This is a genomic window from Stutzerimonas stutzeri (assembly GCF_024448695.1).
Taxonomy (GTDB): Bacteria; Pseudomonadota; Gammaproteobacteria; order Pseudomonadales; family Pseudomonadaceae; genus Stutzerimonas; species Stutzerimonas stutzeri_T.
Genome location: NZ_JAMOHY010000001.1, coordinates 113,247 through 127,902, shown reverse-complemented (window position 1 = coordinate 127,902; position 14,656 = coordinate 113,247). Strand labels below are relative to the sequence as shown.

Annotated in this window: 12 protein-coding genes and 1 pseudogene; 8 read left to right on the top strand and 5 right to left on the bottom strand. The window is 60.0% G+C overall.

The features are described from left to right. Positions 1 to 40: 40 nt before the first annotated feature. Entirely contained in the window at positions 41 to 2,320 is a 2,280-nt protein-coding gene (locus tag NAV32_RS00635) for a DUF1631 domain-containing protein (RefSeq protein ID WP_256050869.1), read from the bottom strand. A 330-nt stretch (positions 2,321 to 2,650) separates the two neighbouring features. Between NAV32_RS00635 and nadC the strand changes: the two genes are divergently transcribed. Then, positions 2,651 to 3,499: a carboxylating nicotinate-nucleotide diphosphorylase gene (gene nadC, locus NAV32_RS00630; protein WP_256050868.1), complete on the top strand. Its 849-nt coding sequence runs from the start codon at positions 2,651 to 2,653 to the stop codon at positions 3,497 to 3,499. A 50-nt stretch (positions 3,500 to 3,549) separates the two neighbouring features. Here nadC and NAV32_RS00625 read toward each other — a convergent pair whose 3' ends face one another. After that, positions 3,550 to 3,978: a ZapG family protein gene (locus tag NAV32_RS00625; protein WP_256050867.1), complete on the bottom strand. Its 429-nt coding sequence runs from the start codon at positions 3,976 to 3,978 to the stop codon at positions 3,550 to 3,552. Between the two features lie 244 nt (positions 3,979 to 4,222). Here NAV32_RS00625 and NAV32_RS00620 point away from each other — a divergent pair, with 244 nt between their 5' ends. From NAV32_RS00620 to zapE, 3 genes are all read left to right on the top strand, one after another. Beyond that, on the top strand, positions 4,223 to 4,852 hold the full coding sequence (locus NAV32_RS00620) for an alpha/beta hydrolase (RefSeq protein WP_256050866.1): 630 nt from the start codon (positions 4,223 to 4,225) through the stop codon (positions 4,850 to 4,852). 64 nt (positions 4,853 to 4,916) lie between these two features. Further along, the gene (locus tag NAV32_RS00615; RefSeq protein WP_256050865.1) at positions 4,917 to 6,275 is read left to right on the top strand and encodes a tryptophan--tRNA ligase; all 1,359 of its coding nucleotides are present in this window, start codon (positions 4,917 to 4,919) and stop codon (positions 6,273 to 6,275) included. Positions 6,276 to 6,420: 145 nt separating this feature from the next. Then, positions 6,421 to 7,515, top strand: coding sequence for a cell division protein ZapE (zapE, locus tag NAV32_RS00610; RefSeq protein WP_256050864.1), 1,095 nt, complete (start codon positions 6,421 to 6,423; stop codon positions 7,513 to 7,515). A 67-nt stretch (positions 7,516 to 7,582) separates the two neighbouring features. Here zapE and NAV32_RS00605 read toward each other — a convergent pair whose 3' ends face one another. Then, complete coding sequence (locus NAV32_RS00605; protein ID WP_256050862.1) at positions 7,583 to 8,575, bottom strand: GlxA family transcriptional regulator; 993 nt, start codon at positions 8,573 to 8,575, stop codon at positions 7,583 to 7,585. Positions 8,576 to 8,735: 160 nt separating this feature from the next. Between NAV32_RS00605 and nfi the strand changes: the two genes are divergently transcribed. From nfi to NAV32_RS00585, 4 genes are all read left to right on the top strand, one after another. Further along, the gene (gene nfi / locus NAV32_RS00600; RefSeq protein WP_256050860.1) at positions 8,736 to 9,440 is read left to right on the top strand and encodes a deoxyribonuclease V; all 705 of its coding nucleotides are present in this window, start codon (positions 8,736 to 8,738) and stop codon (positions 9,438 to 9,440) included. Positions 9,441 to 9,547: 107 nt separating this feature from the next. Then, positions 9,548 to 10,099 carry a 1,6-anhydro-N-acetylmuramyl-L-alanine amidase AmpD gene (gene ampD / locus NAV32_RS00595; RefSeq protein ID WP_256050858.1) on the top strand — a complete coding sequence of 184 codons (552 nt, stop codon included), beginning with the start codon at positions 9,548 to 9,550 and terminating at the stop codon, positions 10,097 to 10,099. Between the two features lie 26 nt (positions 10,100 to 10,125). Next, complete coding sequence (ampE, locus tag NAV32_RS00590; protein ID WP_256050856.1) at positions 10,126 to 10,962, top strand: regulatory signaling modulator protein AmpE; 837 nt, start codon at positions 10,126 to 10,128, stop codon at positions 10,960 to 10,962. Between the two features lie 232 nt (positions 10,963 to 11,194). After that, positions 11,195 to 13,225 carry a methyl-accepting chemotaxis protein gene (locus NAV32_RS00585; RefSeq protein WP_256050854.1) on the top strand — a complete coding sequence of 677 codons (2,031 nt, stop codon included), beginning with the start codon at positions 11,195 to 11,197 and terminating at the stop codon, positions 13,223 to 13,225. A 60-nt stretch (positions 13,226 to 13,285) separates the two neighbouring features. On the opposite strand, the gene NAV32_RS00580 is transcribed toward NAV32_RS00585, so the two are convergent. Further along, positions 13,286 to 14,068, bottom strand: coding sequence for a TatD family hydrolase (locus tag NAV32_RS00580; protein ID WP_256050852.1), 783 nt, complete (start codon positions 14,066 to 14,068; stop codon positions 13,286 to 13,288). A 41-nt stretch (positions 14,069 to 14,109) separates the two neighbouring features. After that, positions 14,110 to 14,643: pseudogene (locus NAV32_RS00575) on the bottom strand (methylated-DNA--[protein]-cysteine S-methyltransferase); the annotation flags it as partial. Positions 14,644 to 14,656 lie beyond the last annotated feature (13 nt).

The following is a 14,656-nucleotide window of genomic DNA, read 5'->3' as shown; positions in this document are numbered from 1 at the left end:
CAATCCTGCTTGTGCACGAAGCCCCAGTCCGTCGAAAGTACTAGCGGTTGCCGTCCTTCAGCTGCCGCAAGTTGCCGATGACCGATTCCAGGGCGCGGTCGAACAGCAGGGTGTCGTTGAGCAGGCGGATGGCGCCGCGGCGAAATTCAATCGCAAGCCCCATGCGGGTCTTTTCCAATACCTTCATGCCGGTGCGGTTGACGAAAATGTACTTGCCGGTGGATTTGATGATCGCAGCCAGTTTGCAGCGCAGCTTGTGCTCTTCATCTTCCTGGAATTCCACCCAGCTGCCGACCCGCAGATTGTCGACCTGGGTCAGCGCTTCGTCGTTGTCGGCCAGGTCGATCTCAGGCTCCAGTTCACGACTTTCGCCAGGTGCGAGCAGCACGATTTCCTCGACCACCTCAACCATTGCAGGGGGCGTGACAGTGTCTTCAGGTGGCGTGTTATGAGGCAGTTCGAGCCTCTGTTCACGGGGGCTGTCGTCGCGGGCCGGTGCGCTGGCTGCTGCCGATTGTGCAGGTTGCGAGGAGTGACTGGCCTGATGCAGCGTCTGCACATGCAGCGCCTCGAGGCGGGTAAAGAAATCGCTGGTCGAGAACGGATCGAACGCGGCACTGCTCAGGCCGTCGCGCAGGTTTTTGAGCAGACTTGGCACCAGTTCCAGCAGCCGCTCTCTCGATTGCGGGTCGTCGTGTGGTTCGACACTCCAGATCAGGTCATCCATGGTTGCCAGGGCGGCCTGCCATTGTTCGGAGTGCGTGCCGTACTTCAGGCAGGTCAGTAGCAGGGCCTTGCTCCAGGCTTCCTGCAGGAGGCGCACTACGACCTCGGGCAGGGTCTTGCCGAGCAGGCGTTGGTTGAGTGCCTGCTCAACTTCCTGGCGTGCCACTTCTGCCTTGGCGCGTCCTTCTTCGGCGTCGCGGGTACGTTGTTCGAGCAGTTCGCTGCGGCGACGTTCATCGCCAGTGAATGCAAGGAAGTCGGCAAGCAGTTCGGAGAAGATGGCAGGATCGTCAACGAAATCGTTCAGCAGGCGTGCCACGACCTGTTCGATCTTCTGATAAAGGCTGTCGCGCTGGGTTTCATCTTGATCAACCCAGCCCATCGCGGCGGAGGCGATTTCATTGAGCAGGCGTCGTGCCGGATGGCTACCGCGGCTGAAAAAAGTCTTGTCCAGCACCGCGACCTTCAGCAGCGGAATCTGCAGTCGACCAATCAGGGCTTTGAGCGAGTCGGGCAGGGTGCGGTCATCGAGAATGAATTCAAACAGCATCGACACCAGGTTGATGACGTCTTCATCCACCTCGCCGACAATCCGCGACTTGCCGCTTTTTGCGCTGACCCGATGCAGCAGTTGCTCAAGCTGGTCTTGCAGGCTGTGCTCATCGATCTGCTGAGGTGCGCGTGCCTGCAGGTGTGAAAGCAGTCGCATCAGGTCATTGCTGGAGATCGGTACGGCATCGTTGGGGATGTTGCGTGTAGGGAGGGCGCTGCCGCGCAGTTCCGAAAGCAGGGTTTGCAGTGCGCCGAAGGCTTCGTGGAAGCCTTCTTCGGGATAGTCCTGGGCACCGCTGAAGGTGTGCGTCGGGGTTCCTGCCGCGCCGCGATTGCTGGTTTTGCGTGGCGGGTTGGAGTGCAGTTCAGGCAATACGCCGGCAGTCACCAGTGTCTGGTTGGCCTCGGCATAGAGCTGATCCAGGTCTGCCAGTACGTAGCGCTCGAACAGTTTGAGGATGATCAGTTTGACCTTGATTTCCACGCCAAGGCTGCTGCAGGCCTCAAGAAAGTTTTCGCATAGCTGCTGAGGGCCAAGCGGGTTGCTCTTGTCGTCGATTTTTCTGCTAACCAGCACATTCAGGCGAGTGGTGAGGTGGCTGAGCGGCTGGGCGGCTCGATTGATGACCTTGGCGACCATGGTGTCGATGGTGACCGACTCTTCCAGTTCGTCGTTCTGTACCAGTGCCAGGCTTTCAAAGGAGGCTTCCGGCTGTGCGGGCTTGCCGATTTCGTACTGGTTGAGCCGGCTGAAAGACTCGAAGACCTGCTGCAGAAAGCCACGCTCGATGCTGCGACGTTTCATGCGCAGGTCGCGCATGGCTTCAAAGAATGCATTTTGTTCGGCGTTGCTGGTGGCCCGATCGGCTATCTCGAAAAGCGAATCGTCGGCATTGTCGAACAGGGTTTGCAGCGCCACTCGCAGCTGCTGTGCCGCTTGGTCGCGCACGCCGATGAGTGCGACAGGCAACCTGCCCGTCGATGGTGTGGGCTGGTGCTCTGCAATGCCCTTCAGGTGCACTACTTTCGCATCGGTTCGCATCGAAACTCTCCCGATCACCCTATAGGGCGATCACAATGCCTGGCATGCCGCTGTAGACAGATAGAGATAGCGGCCTATGAATATCTGTCGCCATTTTCATGGCGTCAATTTATGGAAGCATTATATGCCTACACGTGCTGCTCTTTGGTCCGGGCAGTGCTTGGACATGATGCAGCTCACAGATACTCCCGCGAATTCCGGCGGACGGTCACAAAATACTACCGGCGGTGTCTATTTCGGGAAACCTGTGGCGTTTTGCCAGCCTTTCTGGAGCCTGCGCGTCCACCAGGCGAGGCTTTATACTCATGACGAATTTAATGGGAGTCTGTCGTGACCAATCTCACTCTTGCCGATCTCGGTGCTGAAATCGAAACCAACGTGCGTAAGGCGCTGGCCGAGGATATTGGCGCCGGTGACATAACCGCGCAGCTGATTCCGGTTGAGCGTCTTGCTCATGCGAAGGTGATTACCCGGGAAGAAGCCGTGGTTTGCGGGACGGCCTGGGTGGACGCAGTATTCCGCCTGCTTGACCCTCGGGTTGCAGTGCATTGGCAGGTGGCCGATGGCGATCGGGTGGCGGCTGATCGCGTGCTGTTCCAGCTTGAAGGGCCGTCGCGTGCGTTACTCAGCGGTGAGCGAGCCGCGCTGAATTTTCTGCAGACGTTATCCGGCGTTGCTACTCAGAGCCGGCACTATGCCGATCTTGTCGAGGGGACGGGCGTGAAACTGCTCGATACCCGTAAAACCATTCCCGGCCTGCGTCTGGCACAAAAATACGCCGTCACCTGTGGCGGTTGTCACAACCACCGGATCGGGCTTTACGACGCCTTTCTGATCAAGGAAAACCACATCGCCGCCTGTGGTGGAATTGCCGAGGCTGTTGCAGCGGCCCACCGTATTGCACCGGGCAAGCCGGTGGAGGTGGAAGTCGAGAGCCTGGATGAACTGGAGCAGGCGCTGCGTGCCGGGGCCGATATCGTCATGCTCGACGAGCTGAGCCTGGATGATATGCGCAAGGCCGTGGCTATTGCGGCGGGACGGGCGAAGCTGGAGGCTTCGGGTGGGATCGATGATGAAAGTCTGCGCGCTGTGGCCGAAACCGGCGTGGACTATATTTCAATCGGCGCGCTGACCAAGCATGTTCGCGCGATTGATCTGTCGATGCGCCTGCAGCAATAAGTGCTGTGCAAGCAGGTGGCACAGAGGGTGTGCCACCTGCCTCATGGAGGTCAGTGCTTTTTCAGACCGAAGTTTTCATGCAGCGTGCCCGGAGTATCTTCATCTTTCGGGGCGTAATCCTTCGGCGGCTCGGTGAATGTCGGCGAGTCCAGGCGTTCACGAGGCGTGTGGGTTTCCTTGCTGTGCAGCGCGGTGAGTAGCCGCTGGCGAGTTTGTTCGTCGAGCGCGAGCTTGTCAGCGCCTTCGGACAGGTGATTCTGGATGTCCTGATGGCTCGCAGTCAGTTTGCGCAACAGGCTGGCGGTGGTGTTGAAGTGAGTCACCACTTCGCTTTGATAGGTGTCCAGGCGTTCCTGCAGCTCATCCACCTGGTGCTGTGTGCTGTTGGGCGCGCTGTTGCGCGATATCAGATAACCAATAGCGATACCGACGATCAGGCCGGCAATCGGGAGCAACCAGGTCGCGAGGTTCTGTTCCACGGGTTTTCCTCTATATAAACGGCTGTACTGTTCAGGCCGGGTAAAACATTGCAAAGGCGTCGACTGCGACAATCGGAGGCTGATGCGCCCGGTGTCGCCGACCTATCGCCTGAGGCGGGTGGTTTTTCCACGGCCTGATACGTTAACGTCTCGTACCTGCCCTGTATACCGCGACGCAGCGCGGCGGTTATCAGGCAGCTCGTAAGCAAGACGAGTCGACTTGCCTCAAGGTCACGGAGCCATTTTGTTGAAACGCGAAACCCCCATTTCCTTCGAAGGGCCGGCCGGCGTGCTGGAAGGCCTGCATTATGACCAGCCCGATGCGCGAGGACTGGCGTTGCTTTGTCATCCCAACCCGGTCAAGGGCGGCACCATGTTGAACAAGGTGGTCTCCACCCTGCAGCGCACCGCCCGCGATGCAGGCTATATCACGTTGCGTTTCAATTATCGGGGAGTCGGCGGCAGTGGCGGCAGCCACGACATGAAGACCGGTGAGGTCGATGACGCCGAAGCGGCGCTACGCTGGCTGCAGGCGCAACATCCGGGGTTGCCACTGACGTTGCTGGGTTTTTCCTTTGGCGGTTTCGTGGCCGCAGCACTGGCGAGCCGGGTGGAGGCGCGGGGTGAGAGTCTGGAACGCTTGTTCATGGTGGCGCCGGCGGTTTCGCGACTTGAAAGCGGGGCAATGGCCGAAGGCTGCACCCTGACGATCATTCAACCCGACAATGATGAGGTGATCGATCCAGCTTCGGTGCACGCATTCTCTGCCACGCTTGAGCGTCCCCATGAGTTGCTGAAAGTGGCAGAATGCGGCCACTTTTTCCATGGCAGGCTGGTCGAGCTGAAAGAGCTGGTTGCGCCTCGGCTGAACTAGCAGGTCGCGGTAGAACGACCTGCTAAACCCTTGAGCCGCTTGCCGACTGAATCGAGATGATCGTATGAAAACCCGCATCCTTACCGGCATCACCACCACGGGCACGCCGCACCTGGGCAATTATGCCGGGGCCATTCGCCCGGCCATTGTCGCCAGTCGCGCAGCCGATGCCGACTCCTTCTATTTCCTCGCCGACTACCATGCGCTGATCAAGTGTGATGAGCCGTTGCGCATTCAGCAGTCGCGCCTGGAAATTGCCGCCACCTGGCTTGCCTGTGGTCTGGATGCCGAGCGGGTGACCTTTTATCGCCAGTCCGATATCCCGGAAATCCCGGAGTTGACCTGGTTGCTGACCTGCGTTGCCGGCAAGGGGCTGCTCAACCGCGCGCACGCCTACAAGGCCTCGGTAGACAAGAATCTCGAGCAGGGCGAAGACCCAGACGCCGGTATCACCATGGGGCTGTTCAGCTACCCGGTGCTGATGGCCGCCGACATTCTCATGTTCAATGCACATCAGGTACCGGTGGGTCGCGACCAGATTCAGCACGTGGAAATGGCGCGTGATATCGCTCAGCGTTTCAACCACCTGTTCGGCAAGGGACGTGAGCTGTTCACTATGCCGGCGGCGCTGATCGAGGAAAGCGTGGCGACCCTGCCGGGGCTCGATGGGCGCAAGATGTCCAAGAGCTACGACAACACCATTCCGCTGTTCGCCAGCGCCAAGGAGCTGAAAAACACCATCGCTCGCATCGTCACCGACTCGAAATTGCCAGGTGAACCCAAAGATCCGGACGTCTCACACCTGTTCACGCTCTATCAGGCCTTCGCCACGCCGGCTCAACTGGATGAGTTTCGCGGTGAGCTGCTTGCCGGGCTGGCCTGGGGTGAAGCCAAGCAGCGCCTGTTCCAACTGCTTGATGACGAGCTGAGTGAGGCCCGCGAGCGCTATCACATGCTGATGACCCGACCTGGCGAACTGGAGGATATCCTTCAGGCGGGTGCGGCCAAGGCGCGTAAGGTGGCCACGCCTTTCCTCGGCGAATTGCGTGAAGCCGTGGGTCTGCGCAATTTCCGCAGTGAAGTGAAGAATGCCGGTCCGACCAAGAAAAAAGGTGGCAAGACAGCCCGTTTCGCCAGCTTTCGGGAAACCGATGGCAGCTTCCGTTTCCGCTTCTTCGCCGCTGATGGGGAGGAGTTATTGCTATCGCGTCCTTTCAGCGATCCCAAGGCCATCGGCGCACTCAGTCAGCGTCTGATTGCGCAGGGTGTCGATGCGCTGGAACTGCGTGCCGATGAGGACGATCAATTCACCTTGTGGCTTGATAGCGAATGCATTGCCGATAGCCCGCGCTATGCCGACGAGACCGCGCTGGAAGCCGCCATGTTGCGCCTGCGCCAGGCTATGGCGACGCTTGCTGTTTAGCCGGCTAGCCTGGGCCGCCGGTTATCACCGGGGCGGCGATTTTCCATCATCAGCGGGGGACAGCTGAGTTGAATGATCTGCGCAAATTGCCATCCGCCGAGGCCGCGGCTAAAGTAACGCCCCGTTTCACTACCCAGACCCGGCCATGACACCTCTCGAGCGCTATCAGGCAGACCTGCAACGTCCAGATTTCTTTCATGATGCGGCTCAGGAAACAGCCGTTCGTCATCTGCAGCGCCTGTACGATGATCTGGTCGCTGCTGAGCGCACATCCTCCGGCCTGCTGGGCAAACTCTTCGGCAAGAAACAGCAGGAACCGATCAAAGGCCTGTACTTCTGGGGCGGCGTCGGTCGCGGCAAGACCTATCTGGTGGATACCTTCTTCGATGCCCTGCCGTTCGAGCAGAAGACGCGCACCCACTTCCATCGCTTCATGAAGCGTGTGCACGAAGAAATGCGCACCCTCAAGGGTGAGAAGAACCCGCTGACGATCATCGGCAAGCGGTTCGCCGAAGAGTCGCGGGTGATTTGCTTCGATGAGTTTTTCGTCTCCGACATCACCGACGCAATGATCCTGGCGACCCTGCTTGAAGAGCTGTTCAAAAACGGCGTCAGCCTGGTCGCGACGTCCAATATTGTTCCCGATGGTCTCTACAAGGACGGTCTGCAGCGCGCTCGTTTCCTGCCAGCCATCGAGTTGCTGAAGAAACATACCGAGATCATCAACGTCGACAGCGGTATCGATTACCGCCTGCGCGCGCTTGAACAGGCCGAGCTGTATCACTTTCCGCTGGATGCCGAAGCGGAGCAGAGCCTGGAGAAGAGTTTCCGCAGCTTGCTACCGGAGCAGTGCCGGGTGCAGGAAAACGATGCGCTGAACATCGAGAACCGCGAGATCGTTGCACGCAAGACCGCCAGCGGTGTCGCCTGGTTCGAGTTTCGCGAACTCTGCGATGGGCCGCGCAGTCAGAACGATTACATCGAACTGGGCAAGATTTTCGATACGGTCCTGGTCTCGAACGTTGAGCGGATGGACGCCTACAAGGACGATATGGCGCGACGTTTCATCAATATGGTGGACGAGTTCTACGACCGTAGCGTCAAGCTGATTCTCTCTGCGGAGGTTGAACTCAAGGATCTCTATGCCGGCGGGCGACTGGAGTTCGAATTCCAGCGAACCCTGAGTCGCCTGCTGGAGATGCAATCCCACGAATACCTGTCGCGACCACACAAACCGTAGGGCGGCAACCCGCCGGACGGTGTTGGCATTTCGCACGTCTGGCGTGCTTCCTGTGAACACTCCAGCTTCAGCCGCTTTTGTGCCTGTAGTGCTGCCGATACTGGTTCGGTGACAGTTCGGTGTGATGGCGAAACAGGCGGGCGAAGAAGCTGGCATCGTCGTAGCCGACTTCATAGCTGATGGTCTTGATGCTCTTGCGCGTGGTCGAGAGCAGACTCTTGGCCGTCTCGATACGCAGCCGCTGCAGGTAATGCAGCGGTTTGTCACCGGTGGCGCTCTGGAAGCGACGCATGAAGTTGCGGATGCTCATGCCGTGCTCACGGGCCACGTCTTCGAAGCGGAATTTCTCCGCGAAATGTTCTTCCAGCCATTCCTGAATCTGCAGCACACGTGTATCCAGGTGCAGCTTCTGGCCACCAAAGCCGATGCGTCCCGGGCTGTAGTTGCGCTGCACCTCGAAGAGAATGTCGCGCGCCATGCCTTGGGCGACGCTGGGGCCGCAGAAACCTTCGACCAGATGCATGTAAAGATCGCAAGACGAGGTGGTTCCGCCGGCGCAGTACAGGTTGTCACTGTCGGTCAGGTGTTTTTCCAGGGTGAGCAGTACGCGCGGGAAACGTTCGGCAAACTCGTTGGCGAAGCGCCAGTGGGTCGTGGCTTCGCGCTCATCGAGCAGACCTGCCGCAGCCATCCAGAACACTCCACTGGCTTCCCCGCAGATGGCACTGCCGGCGGTGTGGCGTTCCTGTAGCCATGGAATGACCTGGGGATACTGCTGGCATAGCGTGTCGAAATCACCCCAGAACGCCGGCAGAATGACCGCATCGGTCGCCTCCAGCGCGCCATCGACTGCAATGCGGGTGCCATTGAATGTCGTGACCGGATTGCCGTCAGGGCTGACCACCCAGGTTTCCAGGGCAGGCGTCAGGCCCAGACCCAGCTGTTTGCCGTAGCGCAGGCTGGCCATGTGGAAAAAATCCTTGGCCTGCATCAGGGTGGAGGCGAAGACGCCTTCGGTGGCCAGGATGCTGACGCGTTTCAATGCGTGTGCGTTGAGCATGGTTTTAGGTCTGCAGGTCATTATTTTTATTGAATGGCAGGGTATATCTGCCGTCTTTAGGCGGGAGCGTCTTATTTTTTTAGCAGAGTGTCCAGTCACAATTCATCTGCAACGGTGAAAATCGTCCCTGTCGTTGTCCATCCGTAACGGAGGATTGCCTATGACTTCAACAGTGCCACACGCCTACGCCGACGCCTTTTCGGGCTGGGATGGCAGCGTCACAGCTGCGCGGGAGATGCAGAAAAAACTGGCCAGCCGGGTGTTGCTGGCGGACGACTTTGGCTCGTTGCGGCTGATTGCCGGCGTTGACGTCGGTTTTGAGGAGGGCGGCGCCATTACCCGTGCCGCCGTGGTGCTGCTTGATGCCGAAACCCTTGAACCCGTGACGCAGACGCTGGCGAGGATTCCCACCAACATGCCCTATATCCCCGGTCTGCTTTCCTTTCGGGAGTTGCCGGCGGTGTTGCAGGCACTCGACGCGCTCGGACGGGCACCTGATCTGATTCTTTGCGACGGCCATGGAGTCGCCCATCCTCGCGGGCTGGGTATTGCTGCTCACCTGGGTGTCATCACCGGTTTGCCGACCATCGGCGTTGCGAAGAAGATACTGACCGGCCAGCACCAGCCGCTCGGAGAGCTTCGCGGTGATCAGGTCGATCTGCTGGATCGCAACGGCAAACTCATCGGCACGGTGTTGCGCAGCAAGGACAAGGTGCGCCCATTAATTATCTCGCCAGGCAACCGGGTCAGCCTGGCGACCGCACCGCAGTTGGTGATGCGCTATGTCACTCGTTACCGCCTGCCGGAACCGACTCGTCTGGCTGATCGTCTGGCCTCGCGCCGTGATGAAAAGCGCAGCGGGTGATCGGTCAGGTGTTACCGACCCGGCGAGCGAGGTGGCACAGGCCGCGCTTGCCGCTTGCCGCTTGCAGGCGCTAGCCTGCAGGGCCGCAATAGCCAGGATTTGCCGCAATGCAGCTGGACCACGCGACAGGCTGGTGTCGAGGTGTTCGTCATTGCCCTTCACCCAATTTCAATCAGCGGCCGAGGGGTGAGATCTCGCTGCTGGTCATCCACAACATCAGCCTGCCGCCGGGTTGTTTCGGCACGGGCAAGGTGCAACAGTTCTTTCAGAATTGCCTGCCATGCGATGAGCATCCATTCTTCGAGGAAATTGCCGCCCTGCAGGTATCAGCACACTTCCTGATCGAGCGTGATGGCGTTGTCACCCAGTTCGTCTCCTGTCTCGACCGCGCCTGGCATGCGGGTGTTTCGCGCTTTGGCGAGCGTGAGAACTGCAACGACTTTTCACTCGGCATCGAGCTGGAGGGGACCGATGATCAGCCATTCTGCGAGGCGCAGTACGACAGTCTGATCCGTCTGTGCGGCATACTGCGCCAGGCCTATCCGGCCATTACACCCGAGCGGATCTGCGGCCACAGCGACATCGCACCGGGCCGCAAGACCGATCCGGGACCGAAATTCGACTGGTCGCGTCTGCGCGCGGCTGCGATCATCGCCTGAATTCGTCCCGCCCAAGGACCTGAAACATGATCTTTCTCGTGGTTTTGCTGGTATTGCTGATCGAAAAGCTCACCGATTGGCGACAAAATGTACAGCAGGATGAGCCCTGGCTACGTCTGCTGCGGCGTATCGAAGCGGGTTCCAGGCTGGCGACGATGCCCTGGCTGAGTCTATTGCTGGTGGTGTTGCTGCCGGTGCTGTTGCTCGGGCTGCTGTTGATGGCGCTGGAGCCGCTGGCCTATGGCTGGCTCAGCCTGCCGTTGCACCTGCTGGTGCTGCTTTACAGTCTTGGGCGCGGACATACCAAGCGTGAATTGGGGCCGTTCCGCGATGCCTGGCGACGTGGTGATGATGAGGCTGCGGCACTGGTTGCCGAGCGTGACCTGGGCCTGACCGCGGAGGATGCGCCAGGGCTGTTGCGGGCCGTGGAGACGCGGCTGCTCTGGGGCAGTCATCAGGGATTCTTTGCGGTGATTTTCTGGTATTTGCTGTTGGGGCCGATGGCGGCGCTGGCCTATCGATTGCTGGTCTTGACCTGCGAGCATGCAAGTACCGACGCCATGCGCGAGCGCGCGGGTCAACTGCTGCACGCTTTCGATTGGCCAGCGGTGCGTGTGCTGCTGCTCAGCTTCGGCCTGGTCGGCAATTTTGTTGCCGTCAATCGTTCCCTGTTGCACGAGTTGCTGAATTGGGACATTTCGGCCCGGCAACTGCTGGCCAATGTCGGTCCGGCTGCTGCTGAACTGGATGACTCTGTGGAGGGCGAGGCAGGGCTCGTCCGGCTCGACAATCTCACTGCGCTGCTGACGCGTACGCGCATGCTCTGGTATGCGCTGATCGCGCTCTGGACCATATCCGGCTAGTTTTCTGCAGAAGTCGCCAATCCCTGGATTGCGACTCGGATTATCGAATCACGCCTTTGGCTAATCGAACAGGCGTGTTGCTTGCAAATGCATCTCAGGCACTGTGCCATTACGTTAATTTACAAAGCCGACAGGTGATATCCCGTATAAGTTCCTGTGCTACCTCTCTGACGAGCCCTGCTGCAGCCATCGAACGCTGCAAGCACAACAACAAAAAGTTGGGAGACGTCTTTTGAACAGCCTGTTGAGTCCTGCCGTCGCATTGATGAATCGCCTGAGTTTCGCCATGAAATTCAGCCTGATCAGTGTGCTTTTCTTCGCGCCCATGTTGCTGACCAATTTCGCGCTGGTGCGTGAGTCGTACCGGGAGTTTGTTGGAACCCGCAATGAGCTGCAGAGCCTGGAGCTGTTGAGCAGTGCCTTGCAGTTGCGCCGGCAGGTGGAGGAATGGAAAGACCTCGTTGAGATTGAAAGCATCATCGGGCAGGCGGGCGGCGAGCAGGGCCTGGTGACCCGGTTGGCTGATGCCGAGGACGAACTCACCGGGCGCATGCAAAACCTGGCCCTGGCCAGCGATGATGCCGAGCAGATCGAGGAATTCAACAGGCGGCGCGACGCCCTCGCTGCGGCCTTGCGTGAGGCTCAGGCGCAGCAGTCCCTGCAGGCCAAGGTGGCCATGGCGCGGGCCTTGCTGGGTGAAACTCAGGTGATGATCAAGCTGATTGCCAGTCAGTCCGGGCTCAGCCAGGACAGTCAGCGGGATGTGCGCATGCTGGCAGAGCTACTGACCTCGGTGACCCCATCCATCACCGGCATGCTTGGCGAGGGGCGCGCCGTTGGGGCCTACACCTTTGGTCAGGGCTATCTCAATTCCGACGCCAGCAACAAGCTGGATGCGCTGGTGCTCGAGCTGGAAAAGCAGCAGAACCAGTACGCTGCCCAGTTGCAGGATGTGCTCGCCGGCAGTGCTGCCGCGTCACGGCAGCTGGAAAGCTTCACCCGGGCGAGCCGTGAATCGCTGCAGATCAGTAGCGATATTTTCCAGGATCAGGTGATCATGGCCGAGACGCTGGATCAGCCGTGGCATGCGTTCTATGACCTGATCAGCCGTGAAATGGCGAAGACCTACGCGCTCAACGATGCAATCCTGGTCTTCCTGGATACCGATCTGGGCGCGCGCCTGGAGCAGAAGCGCCTGCTGATGACTGGTCTGTTGGTAGCTCTGGCTGTGGTGTTTATGCTGGTTGTCTACCTCTACAGCGCCTTCTATATCTCTACACGCGCCTCGCTGCGCAGCCTTGGCGCCACCATGAATCGCGTAGCCGCTGGCGACATGACGGCGCGCTGCGAGGTGCGCAGCCGTGACGAGCTGGGCGAACTGGGGCAGGTGTTCAACGAGACGGTGGCCAGAATTCGCGAGTTGATCGAGCGGGTCGGCCAGACGGTGGCCGAGGTGGAGCGCCAGGCTGTGCAGGTTGAAATGGTTTCAGGGCAGAGCAACCAGACGGTATCCGGGCAACGCGGCCAGATCGAGCAAGTCGCCACCGCCATGAATCAGATGTCGGCAACGGCCCAGGAAGTGGCCAGCAGTGCCGAGTCTGCAGTGGGCCGCGCGCATGACGTCAACCAGCAAACCCTCAGTGGTCGCGGTCTGGTCGAAGCCCAGGTACATGGCATTGAGCGGCTGGCGGCGGAAATCGCGGAGTCGGTAGAGGTGATCAATCGGCTGGCCGGTGACAGCAAGGCCATCAGCCAGGTGCTGGATGTGATCAAGGGCGTCGCTGAGCAGACCAACCTGCTGGCCCTCAATGCCGCCATCGAGGCCGCGCGCGCCGGTGAGCAGGGGCGCGGCTTTGCGGTGGTCGCCGATGAAGTGCGCAATCTGGCCCGGCGCACCCAGCAGTCTACCGAGGAGATCGAGCAGATGATCGACCGCCTGCAGGGCGGTGTGGGTGCTGCGGTGAAGACCATGGGTGCCAGCCACGCAATGGCCGACGAAACGGTCCAGCAGTCGGCACAGGTCCGTCAGGCGCTGGAGCATATTCTTGGCGCGGTGGGCGTGATCGTCGATCAGAACCAGCAGATCGCTGCTGCCGCCGAGCAGCAGACTGCGGTAGCTCAGGATATTGATCGCAACATCGTAGCCATCAACGAGGCCGGGCAGCGTACTGCCGAAGGTGCCGGGCAGACTGAGCAGGCCAGCCGCGAACTGAGCGAGTTGGTGGGGCGTTTGCAACGTTTGATTGCTGCATTCAAGGTTTAACGCTGGTTGCAGGGCTGAATTCGCTCGACCGCAAACTGTTAAAGCCGAACAGGTTCGGCTCTACGAGGCCCAGCGAAACAGCTCGCAGCTATTGTGGTGGCTGGCCGCAGCCAACTCCTCTGGGCTGATGCCCCGGCGCTGCGCCAGTTCACGGCAGATGTCCGGAAGAAATTCCGGGCTGTTGCGCTGGCCGGCATGGCTGTGCGGCGCAATATCCGGGGCGTCGGTTTCCAGCACGATGCTCTCAAGCGGCAACTGTCGAAGCACGCGATGCATGCGGTGCGCCTGTGGCCAGGTGCCAGCGCCGCCGAGGCCGAGCTTGTAGCCAAGCCTGATGTATTCCAGTGCTTCTTCCAGGCTGCCACTGAAGGCGTGAACGATCCCGGCGCGTTTGAGCTTGTGGCGTTTCAGCGTGGCGATCATCGGTGCATGGGCACGTCGCACATGCAGCAGTACCGGTAGCGCGAACTCATTGGCCAGCTCAAGCTGGGCTTCAAGCAAGTGCTGCTGTCGTTCCCTGTCGAGTTCCTCGACGTAATAGTCCAGGCCGATTTCGCCGATGGCGCAGAGTTTTTGCTCGCCACGCAGTCGCAGCAGCCAGTCTCTCAACTGCGCGATATGCTCGTTTTGATGATCCCGCAGGAATACTGGATGCAGGCCGAGCGCCGCATGAATCGCCGGCTTGTCCAGGGCCAGTTGCCAGACGCGCTCCCAGTTCGCCCGATGCACGCCGAGCACGACGATCCTCTCCACGCCGGCTGCCGCGCAGCGGGCCAGCACGGCATCGCGGTCGTCGGCGAAGTCCTCGAAATCGAGATGGGTGTGGGTGTCGATCAATGGCACGGCAGAAATCTCTTGATCAGGTACAGGCCGAATATCGGACCTCAGGATCGTTGTGAGGCTCCCGATTGTCTGCTTTCAGCGGCAAGCAAAGCAGCTTTGCGCTCGACGCCCCAGCGATAGCCGGTCAGTGCCTGATCGGCGCCCACAACCCGATGGCAGGGCACCAGCAGACCGAGCGGATTGCTTGCGCAGGCGCGAGCCACGGCTCGGGCGTGACTGCCCAGATTTGCGGCCAATTCGCCGTAGCGCATGGTCTGGCCGGGTGGAATGGCTTGCAGGGCTTGCCAGACGCGCTGCTGGAAAGCGCTGCCGCGCAGATCGAGTGGCAGGTCGGTGCTGCGAGAGGGGTCTTCAAGTTGCGCCAGCACAGCCTGTAGCCAGTCATCGAGGCCGGCCTGATCGCGAACCGGTACGGCGCTTGGGAAGCGCGATTGCAACTCTTCCAGCAGTGCCGGTTCATCGTTTGCGAACAGCAGGGCACAGAGGCCATGCTCGCTGGCTGCAATCAGCAGCAATCCCAGCGGACAGGGACTGATGGCGTAGCGCAGCACTTCGGGTGTGCCTTTGCGCTTGCGTGCATCGGCTGGG

Excerpts from the sequence above, each read along its gene's own strand:
- NAV32_RS00635 (WP_256050869.1), bottom strand. The coding sequence starts at position 2,320 with ATGCGAACCGATGCGAAAGTAGTGCACCTGAAGGGCATTGCAGAGCAC.
- NAV32_RS00615 (WP_256050865.1), top strand. The coding sequence starts at position 4,917 with ATGAAAACCCGCATCCTTACCGGCATCACCACCACGGGCACGCCGCAC.
- zapE (WP_256050864.1), top strand. The coding sequence starts at position 6,421 with ATGACACCTCTCGAGCGCTATCAGGCAGACCTGCAACGTCCAGATTTC.
- NAV32_RS00605 (WP_256050862.1), bottom strand. The coding sequence starts at position 8,575 with ATGCTCAACGCACACGCATTGAAACGCGTCAGCATCCTGGCCACCGAA.
- nfi (WP_256050860.1), top strand. The coding sequence starts at position 8,736 with ATGACTTCAACAGTGCCACACGCCTACGCCGACGCCTTTTCGGGCTGG.
- ampD (WP_256050858.1), top strand. The coding sequence starts at position 9,548 with ATGCAGCTGGACCACGCGACAGGCTGGTGTCGAGGTGTTCGTCATTGC.
- ampE (WP_256050856.1), top strand. The coding sequence starts at position 10,126 with ATGATCTTTCTCGTGGTTTTGCTGGTATTGCTGATCGAAAAGCTCACC.